Source organism: Acinetobacter sp. V2 (assembly GCF_001188385.1).
Taxonomy (GTDB): Bacteria; Pseudomonadota; Gammaproteobacteria; order Pseudomonadales; family Moraxellaceae; genus Acinetobacter; species Acinetobacter oleivorans.
Genome location: NZ_JZFB01000003.1, coordinates 345520 through 355622, shown reverse-complemented (window position 1 = coordinate 355622; position 10103 = coordinate 345520). Strand labels below are relative to the sequence as shown.

Below are 10103 nucleotides of genomic sequence, written 5' to 3'. Positions count from 1 at the left end.
CCTTGACCGCCATTAAGTTCATCGTCACCTCCATCACCATAAATTTGATCATTTTCATCTTGTCCCAAAATAGTATCATTCCCCTCTCCCCCATAAATGATATCTTGTTCAGCAGACCCCTGAGCTTTATCATTCCCTTCCAGAAGATGATATTCATTCGCCTGATATTTTCCATATTGTGTTACATTATTTCTAATTGTAGTTATATCCAAATCATCATTTAGAAATGATCCTTCAAAAACTAATTGGTCATTTATTATTTTTCCATTTGTAAAAATCATAAAGGGTGCAAAAACTCCACCCCAGCTACCCTCCCAGAAGTGAAAACTCAGGCCAGCCTTTTCTTTTAAATAGGTATTAAGATGAATAACTTGTGGTATAGTATTTTGTAATGGATTAAATGTTTCATCGTAATTAATTTTTTGATTAAAATGCATATAAATATCATAACCACCTTTTATGGGATTATCATATTCATCCTTAATTAATCCACCCTCAGTAGCAGGAATTTCCTGATTATCAAAGAATACTAATTTAAATTGACTAAACGGTTCTTCTGGGTTGTAAACAACAACTTTTAGTTCAGTTGCATTGGCATATTTGACAATATCTACTTTTGAAAGATCAAAATCACCTTCAAAGTAAATATGATTATTCCCCAAATTATCGCCTATTTTTATTTCTGCTTTTCTGACCTGTATATAATAGTTATCATCACCAGCCCCTCCAAAGAGTGAGTCCTCTATACCTTCACGACTGATTAGATTGTCATTACCATTTCCGCCATATAAGTTATCACGGTCCATGCCTCCGTCTAAAACATCATCGCCATCGAATCCCAAAAGCGTATCACTACCACTCCCTCCATAAAGCTGATCATTTCCATGGTATTCAATAGCAAAATTTTTATTATCTCCAGCAAGGTAATCATCACCAGCCCCACCATAAAGTTGATCTGCTCCACCATCTCCCCAAATGACATCATTTCCGTCATCACCATAGAGTACATCATCTTTATGATATTGAGCATCTATCTGATTATTATCACCCTGTATATAATCATTGCCATTTCCACCATATATTATGTCTCTACCACCATCTCCAAAAATTCTGTCACTGCCTTTATCTCCATAGAGCACGTCATCTTTATGGTATTGGGTATCTATATTGGTTGCATCACCTTCTATATAATCTTCGCCATCTCCACCGTATATCGTATCTGAACCACCTTCTCCCCAGATTGAATCATTTCCATTACCACCAGTAATACTATCATCACCATGATATTGACCTTCTAGATTAATATCATCTCCTGAAATCCTATCTTCACCATCACCACCATTGATCGTATCATTCCCTCCTTGTCCCCAAATTTTATCATTTCCCTCCTCACCCTCAATATTATCGTCAGCATGATATTTGCCATCTAACCCACCACTATCTCCTGATATTGAATCATCACCATTTCCACCTCGAATCGTATCTTTTCCACCATCCCCGATAATCTGGTCATTCCCATTACCCCCATATAAATAGTCATCGCCATGTAAATCCCCAGCTAGAGCATGATGATCTCCATAAATTTCATCATCATCATCGTCACCATAAAGTTCATCATTCCCTAAATTTCCCCAGATGCGATCTTTTCCAGCACCGCCATAAACAAGATCATGACCAAAACGGCTATAACTTTTAGGTTCAACTGGTGGAGCTGAGGTACCTTCTAAATCACTTAAATCAGCCTCGATAATATCATCACCATCGCCACCATAAAGTTCATCACGCTCTAATCCACCCGTAAGCTCATCATCCCCCTGCCCACCAACAAGTTGATCATTACCATCACCACCATATAAGGTATCTTTGTTTTCTCCCCCATATAAATAATCCTTGCCATCCATTCCATAAACGGCATCGTCTCCTACTCCACCATATAGAAAATCTGTATCTGATGAAGCTAAAATAATGTCATTTCCTGCCCCGCCATAAGCAATATCATTTCCAGAATAACCATGACCATAATTTAAGGCTTCTATAAAGTTGTAAATATAATATTTACCAATTTTCCCTGTATAGTAAATATCAAAAGAAGGCAGAATCTGTTCTGTAATTTGACCTAAGCTATTATTTCTATAATATGAAAATTTATTATTATCATCTAAATTCAATTCAAGATTAAAGTTCAAAATATTATATTCTTTATTTAAATCTGCAAGTCCTGTATCTGCATTTCCTACTTGATTTAATAATGACTCTCTTGCAACATTTAGCCTATTAGAGGTCATAATAATATCATTACCCACCCCTCCATAAACTTGATCTCGCCCACCACCAGAAAATACAATATTGCTATCTTGTTCAGAAGCAGTTACTCCAGCATAAATAATATCATTCCCTTCACCTGTAGAAATTAGGTCATTACCATCACCAGCAATAATGACAGCATTCTCATTGTTTGAATGAATAAAGTCATTTCCTGCAAAACTTGCCACATAACGTTCACCAAAAATAATATTATTACCATCCGTCCCAAAAGCATATACTGAAGTATCAGATGGAGGGTTAGAGGTATCTGTCGCCTCATCCAAAGTGAGTCCTAATACTCCATTTTTAAAATGTTTTATAGTAATACTGTTATTATCATTTTCCTTACTAATTATTAATTTTTGCGTTGTCGTAACACCATCAAAATCCTCAACTAAAGCTATCGAATATTGTCCATCAGCACTTTTCCAGAGTTTATTATTGATTTTTTCACCAACGGAAAGAGCTATACCATCTATTTTTATCTGGCCATTACCATCTAAATCATAGATAGTATCGTGTCCAAAATTTCCATTAAAAATATAGGTATCATCACCTTTCTCATCAACTAAATTATCATCTCCTTCTCCACCATCTAAAATATCATTCCCCATCCCACCATTCAGGTAGTCACTATCTTCAGCACCATTTAACGAATCATCATTACTCCCACCATATAAGGCATCAGAATATTTTGTTCCAGTAAGTGAATCATCCCCATCCCCAGAAACAATAGAAATACCTTTTTGAGTTAATAAACTCTTTGCCAAATTTATAAGGTTAACTAATTGTGCATTTAGATTTAATGAAGAAGATAAATTAGCTATATTCAATAGAATTGACTTTTGTAAAACTAAATTCGTTAGCTCAACATCGCTTAAATTATCTTTTTCATTTGAACCATAAATAATTGCACGTCCAGAATTATCTACATAATTAATAATATCATTTTTAATTAAAGTTTCTAATGCTTCTAAAAGTTTTCCAGCATCGGGAATAGGTATATTTTTAGGTAAAGATGATGAAAAATCTTTAGCTTCCAAAATTAAACTTTGTAAATAATTTTCCTGTTTTATTAGTGATTGTAAATCACTTTTATCAAGATCTATCTTCTGCAGTTTGTCTTTTTCATCAAATACTATTTTTACTGTCTTTCCTATATGATATGGATCAATAGCTCCTTCCGTAAGTAAGTTCGTTAATTGAGCAACATGATTATCAGATTTATAATCAAAATTATCATCTACAGGAATTACTGAAATATTTTTAATTTGAAAAGATCCATCTTTTCCAACAATAAACTGAGCATCTGGATTAATAGTAAATGACATTGAACCAAACACATAAGATCTATCAACATAGTCAATACTACTTGTATCAAGACCATAATTTAAAACCTTAAGCTGAGTTTTTTCATGAGTAGGATAACCTTCATGGCCAAGCGCATCAAAAAGTTCACTTGTACTATAAATTTTTCCAATTATTAGTTTATCAGCATACTCACCCGCTAAAAATTTTCTTACTGCTGTAAAATTACCCAAACCTACATAACGTCCAGCTCCACTGGTCATAAATTCTATTGAATTTATATGGGCTTCAGTTACCAAGTTATTACGATCAGAAGAAATAATTTTATCATCAAGTAAATTTTCTGGTTTTGTACGCTGCCCATATAAATAATAACTGATCATTTCAAACATATTAATAATAGAACTCACACATACCCCTTAACTAAAAATAATCATATTAAAAAATATTACTTAAAAAATTAAAATAGATTCATAAGATCATTTCAAAACCCCAGCCTTACCAAAAAATATAAAATTATTTAAATTAAAAAAACACAAAAGCATAACAAATCATCTATATATTTTATAAATTTAATATTATCAAAATACTATTTAAAAAAAATTTAAATTAATATAGTTTATTTCTTTTTCTTAATGAAACATCTTCACCACTTTGAGTTTCACTAGAGTTAAATACTTGCTCTTCTTCTGAAATAGTACCACATGCAGTTACCAATATTCTCCTAACAAATGGATATATATCTTTTCTTAGAGAAGCCATACTCATACGTATCCCATATCTTTGGATTTGTTCTGGCTCATTAAGTGCTAAATTTTCATATAACTTCATAATATAAACAGCATCAATATCTTGACCATCAATTTGATCCAAATTTAAATCAGGTTCTTTGGTGCTATAATTTTTTTCACCTTCTTTCATTCTTTTCATATTCCCTATCATTTTTAAATCAATTGTTTTAATCGATTTAAGGATTTCTTTATTATCACAACAAAGCTTATCAATAGAGTATTCTTCTATACTATAATTACTGTTACTTATTTTCTTCAAACTTGAAAGTGGATAAATTGTTCGCCCATAAGTTATTACAGAATAATTTATTGGCAAGCTTTTCAAATAATTAATATCCACACGATTATCTTTTGTCCATAAACTTTTTAAATTATTCTTATTTTCGTTTAAATCTTTGCATCTTCTTTTATCTTTCTTACAATCTTTATTATCATAATATTCCTGCATTGTTGCCACTGCCACAATACCCATATTATCTTCGAATGGTTTATCTAATTTTGCAGTACTTATCACTTTAATAATTTCGCCCTTATTATTAAAATTAAATTTAGAAATATACATTGTATTATCATACACATTAAATCCTTCACGACCGGCCCTAATCCAATGTTCCATTTCTATAGCCAAAAAATCTGCTTTTAAGTTTCTTAACTTTTCTTCATCAGTAAGATACTTATTCTCACTTGTACAAAATCCTTTTTCTTCATTTTTATTAATTATATATTTTTGATATTTATTATTTAAAAATTTAAATATCAAAAAAAATACAAAAACAGCAAAAAAAAATATTTTATATTTCTTCACTTGCAACCTCTTTTATTTTCAAGTAGTCTATTTGGCCTTATTTTATCTACTTCATTAAACAAACTAAATGTCTGATTCATATAATTTACAACACCAGATATTTGTTCAATATAATGCATAAGCTCAGGAGTTTTTTCTGCTTGAATTAACTTAACTGATCGTGATGGATCAAAACCATCAAACTGACAGTAAAATAAAGGATCACCACGTTTTAATATTAAATCCTTTGATGTGTCGTGCCATTCAAACGCCCACATTAATGGTCTAGGCCAAATATGAATTGGGAAACGTCCACCAAAAATAGTTCCAGGTAAGGGATTTTTACGATAATGTCCAAATGCATCGAGTTGAGTTAAATACACAACTTCATCAGCTATAAAACAGTAAGGTAATTTAAGTTGAAGAATTGGTACTTGTGGTGTACGCCATTCATTTTCATTTACCAACGTTAGCAACTCACGTATTTTATTAACTCGAACAGGTGATTGGTCACCTAATACATTAATTAGTGTCGGTTTTCCATTTGCATCTCGCGCAAATCTTAAATGAAAATCAAAGGGACAATTCACCACGAAGTAGCGACTTTCAAGTTGTAATACTGCAGGACAACGACTCGCTGACTTCGCGTGCTTGGTTTCAGATTTTGAACGCATTCGATAGGGTGGTTCGTAAAGTAATGCAGACTTATCATCTACCAGAAACCAACCTACCTGGATTACGCCTTCCCCTATGATCTTGTCTTGATCATCAATTGTAAAATTAATATACATTAAGAATTTATATTTTCACTTTTAATACATTATTTTAACATCAACTATACAAAACTGTCTGTATATTTCTAGCGCAACAGAATGATAAATATCAAGAAAATTATGCTTTGATAAGCGCTCTTTGTTCACTTATCTTTTTTTATTATTAAATCTTAAACAATTAAAGAATTTGTATTACATTCAATTTACTGAAACTCACCATAGTCAGAAAACAATATGTTAAAAATTTTAGGGCGCGATAACTCCATTAATGTTCGCAAAGTCTTATGGTTGTGTGAAGAACTAGATCTTGAATATGAAAGAGAAGACTGGGGACGGGGCTTTCGCTCTGCTCAATCACCTGAATATTTACAATTAAACCCAAATGGTCAAATTCCTGTAGTTTTAGATGGTGATTTAGTCCTTTGGCAATCCAACAGTATTATCCGTTATCTGGCAAATGCTTATGATAAAAAGCATCAGCTTTACCCTACTCAAGCGAAAGAAAGATTCTTTGTTGACCAGTGGATTGATTGGCAAGCGATCGAGCTGAATAACAGCTGGACTTATACGATTATGTCTCTCTTGAGACACTCACCAGATCATCAAGATCCAAACTTATTGCAACAAGGTATTGATGACTGGAATCATCATATGCAGATTCTTGATCAACAACTCGCAAAAACTCAGGCCTATGTTGCAGGTACTGAGTTCACTCTAGCGGACATTCCAATTGGTCTATCTGTACAGCGCTGGAAGGCCACTCCTTTTGACCATCCAACGCTTAAGCATGTCGACCAATATTTTGAACGTTTAAATCAACGTGCTGGTTTCTTAAAATGGGGAAATAACGGCGAACCTTAGTTTTAAATCACTTTTAGTCCGAGTGATGGCGTTTCACGATGCCATCACTTAAAAGTTGATACACCTGTTTTAAATCATCTCGATTTGCTTGAGCCAATAAGTCTTGATGCATTGTCAAGATATTCTGATCTCCCCTTACCGCAGGCCCTGTTTGCATTTGTTTCGGATCATTTTCAGTCGCTTTTTTAGCTGTTTCCACAATTAATGGATAGAGCAAGCTAAAGTCCACCTGCTCTTTATCTACAACCTGCTTTGCCATATCAAAACAATAATTACTAAAGTTACAAGCGAATACAGCCGCTAAGTGTAAAGTTAAACGTTGTTTTGAGGTGTATTGATATACTCGGTTACTTAGGCTATTTGCTAAATCTGAAAGTAGTTCCTGATCCATATCTGTTATTGCTTCAACAAATAACGGCGTTGCAGACCAATCAACATCTCTTTCTAAGCTAAATGTTTGTAATGGATAAAACACCCCTGCTTTTTCATGTACATGATGGATGACTTCAATATCAGTACTACCCGAAGTATGGACAATGAGTGTGTCAGGAAAGAATTCATGAACTTGTTTTACAAGCTCTGCAATTGCACTATCTGAAACCGCAAGAATGATAAGATCGGCTGATTGGAATTCTTGAAGAAATTGGCAGGCTTTTGCTTGAATTTTCTCTGCAAATTTTTGGGTTTTATCAAAATCACGCGCATAGACTTGTACGATGTTATGACCTTGGCCCAATAAAGCCTTTGCCAAATGAAAGGCAACTCGCCCACTTCCCACCAAACTGATTTTCATATCAATCCAACATTATTTGTCTTAACAAAAAAGCTTCTCAAAATGAGAAGCTTTTTTCAAATTAAAATAACTAATTTTCATAAATCAGTCGATTATTGGGCTACTGAGAACTCAATACGACGGTTTTTAAAGCGACCTTCTTCTGTTGTGTTTTCTGCAACTGGCTGATCAGAACCATGGCCTTCTGCAACTAATTTAGAAGCATCCACACCTTTAGATTTTAAATAGTCTACCACTGCTTGAGCACGGCGTTGAGACAAAGCTTTATTTGCAGCAGCGTTACCTGTTGAGTCGGTATGACCACCCACATTTAATTTGACGCTAGTCACTTTATTTAAAAGTGTTGCAGCTTGATCAAGAATGGCTTTGTTATCGGCAGGTATGTCACTTGAACCACTCGCAAAATTAATAATTTGCAAGTTAAGTGCTTTCACCAAAGCATTTACATCGACATTGTTCGGATCAATTGAGCCTAGAGCAGTTTGCGAAGCAGTTAAGCTATTGCTTACAGATTGCTCAGCTGTTACTGGTGCTGTACCGACAACCTCTGTATGTGGCACCAATGCTTTTACTTTTGCAGTTAATGCTTCTAATGCTGCCGCATCACCTGCTTTCAAAGTAATTTTGTCGCCTACCCATTCTAAAGATGCATTTGGTACACCTTTTAATACACCTAACACACCTGCAAGCGCATCTTTGTCGGTAAATGAGGCTGCATAAGTTTGGCTTGTATCCACCTTACAATCTTGAGTTGTCGAAAAAACTTTTTTAACGTTGGTTTGTAGCGTTGCCAAGAAGCCTTGATCGCCAATTCCAGCCTGACACTCACTCACTGTACCTTTATCATCGGTACTTAAAGTTAAGCTAGCGGGTGCGGCAGCAGCTTCAACACCGCTGGCAGCCGTCGGTTCTGGGGCTGGTACAGCTTCTTTGTGCTGACAAGAACGCCATAACCAAGCAATGATAAGACCCAGAATAATGAGCGCAATAATCGGTAAGAACCCACGAGACTTACCTGTATTTTCAGTTGCTGCAGCAAGCGGAGGTGCAGTTGATGGTGTGACAGAAGATAAACCTGCACCAAGTCCTAGCGGAGCTAATAGACCCACTGCCCATGCTGGTAAATATGAACGAATAGTATCTGCATGCTGGCGCAAGTAATTCACAATACTTTGCTGATCATTTCCGGCAACATCTGAAATTGCATTAAGGCTGGGTTTAATTGCACTGTTGAGCGTGCTTTCAATTTCATTATTTGGTGCTGTACCACTTAAATGGGTAAGTACAGTATTTTTGATTTGGTCATTATGAGAAAAAAGGTCTGATAAGGAAGGAGCCAAACTATTTTTCAATTGTCCGATAAGATCAGGTTTAGCAGCTAATAATGAAAGTAAAATTGGATAAAACTTAGATAAAGCATTCGATTTTTCGCCTAGGTATCCATCCTGTTCATTTAATAATATTGAAGATACTTTTTCTTTAAGCAATTCTATAGGGTTTATCGACATTGGTTATTCTCCCGAATCTTATACGTCGTAACCAGCAATTTTTGATTATTCAAATACTTCTCTTTGCTGATAGTTTTTTATTCTAATCTTCCTTCAATCTTTTGTTGTTTTTTATATAATTTATATACAATTTTCCATCTAGTATTTACAAAACAGGTAGATCATATTGATCTACCTGTTCATATTTTAAATTTACTTTAACTAAGCACTTTATCAGTTAGCAAAAGTTTGAAGTACTTTACCCGTCAAGGTTTGACCCAACAATGGGGTGTTTTTTCCTTGCGATAAAATAGTGTCTTTGCTTACTGTCCAGCTTAAAGCAGGATCAACCAATACCCATCCAGCTTCATCTTCCCAACGCGAGGTCATATTCGCAACCTGTGCTGGAACACTAGTAACTTTAGCAACCCATTCAAGAGGTTCAAATAAACCCTCATTAATGAGTTGGACACCTAAAGATACATAAGTATCAAAAGCGGTAATACCCGGCTGAGTTTCAGCAAATGGCGCCATTTTTGCCGAACTGCTTAAAGGTTCATGGTGCGTACAAATTGCATCAATTACGCCTTCTTTTAATCCTTGACGTAAAAGTTCTTTATCTTGCTCAGAACGCAATGGTGGGCGAACGTGTGCAAGTGAATTGAAACCATCTATTAAGTGTTCAGTTAAATGTAACTGGTGCATTGCAACGTCAGCAGTCACAGGCAAGCCTTTTGCTTTTGCTGCACGAATTAATTCAACCGATGCACCACAAGACAACAAACCAAAGTGAGCTTTTACGCCGGTTGCTTCAATCATAAGCAAATATTTTGCAATCGCTACAGTTTCAGCAAGCGCCGGAATCATTGGCAAACCTTGGCGAGAAGCAATAAAGCCTTCGTGTGTACATCCATCTTTAGCAATTTGTGGTTCTTCGGCATAGAACACAACCGTTAAGCCAAGACCCGCTGCATATTCCAAAGTACGAATAACCACATCATC

At 34.9% G+C, this 10103-nt stretch carries 5 protein-coding genes and 2 pseudogenes; 1 reads left to right on the top strand and 6 read right to left on the bottom strand.

What is annotated here, in order from left to right; translation table 11 throughout:
* The 3 genes and pseudogenes from UC75_RS18900 to UC75_RS12505 all read right to left on the bottom strand — a co-directional run.
* A pseudogene (locus tag UC75_RS18900) lies at window positions 1–4022 on the bottom strand (hemolysin-type calcium-binding protein); the annotation flags it as partial.
* A 199-nt stretch (window positions 4023–4221) separates the two neighbouring features.
* Window positions 4222–5208 (bottom strand): hypothetical protein, encoded by a 987-nt coding sequence (locus UC75_RS12510; protein WP_049837789.1) that lies wholly within the window; start codon window positions 5206–5208, stop codon window positions 4222–4224.
* The gene (locus UC75_RS12505) at window positions 5205–5978 is read right to left on the bottom strand and encodes a hypothetical protein (RefSeq protein WP_049837788.1); all 774 of its coding nucleotides are present in this window, start codon (window positions 5976–5978) and stop codon (window positions 5205–5207) included. The genes UC75_RS12510 and UC75_RS12505 overlap by 4 nt, the downstream gene beginning before the upstream one ends.
* A 216-nt stretch (window positions 5979–6194) precedes the next feature.
* Between UC75_RS12505 and UC75_RS12500 the strand changes: the two genes are divergently transcribed.
* Complete coding sequence (locus tag UC75_RS12500; RefSeq protein ID WP_049837787.1) at window positions 6195–6821, top strand: glutathione S-transferase family protein; 627 nt, start codon at window positions 6195–6197, stop codon at window positions 6819–6821.
* Window positions 6822–6834: 13 nt separating this feature from the next.
* Here the strand turns inward: UC75_RS12500 and UC75_RS12495 are convergent, their stop codons facing one another.
* The 3 genes and pseudogenes from UC75_RS12495 to UC75_RS21590 form a co-directional block, all read right to left on the bottom strand.
* Window positions 6835–7614: a Rossmann-like and DUF2520 domain-containing protein gene (locus UC75_RS12495; RefSeq protein WP_049837786.1), complete on the bottom strand. Its 780-nt coding sequence runs from the start codon at window positions 7612–7614 to the stop codon at window positions 6835–6837.
* Between the two features lie 92 nt (window positions 7615–7706).
* Window positions 7707–9122, bottom strand: coding sequence for an OmpA family protein (locus UC75_RS12490; RefSeq protein WP_049837785.1), 1416 nt, complete (start codon window positions 9120–9122; stop codon window positions 7707–7709).
* Between the two features lie 213 nt (window positions 9123–9335).
* Window positions 9336–10103: pseudogene (locus UC75_RS21590) on the bottom strand (aspartate carbamoyltransferase); the annotation flags it as partial.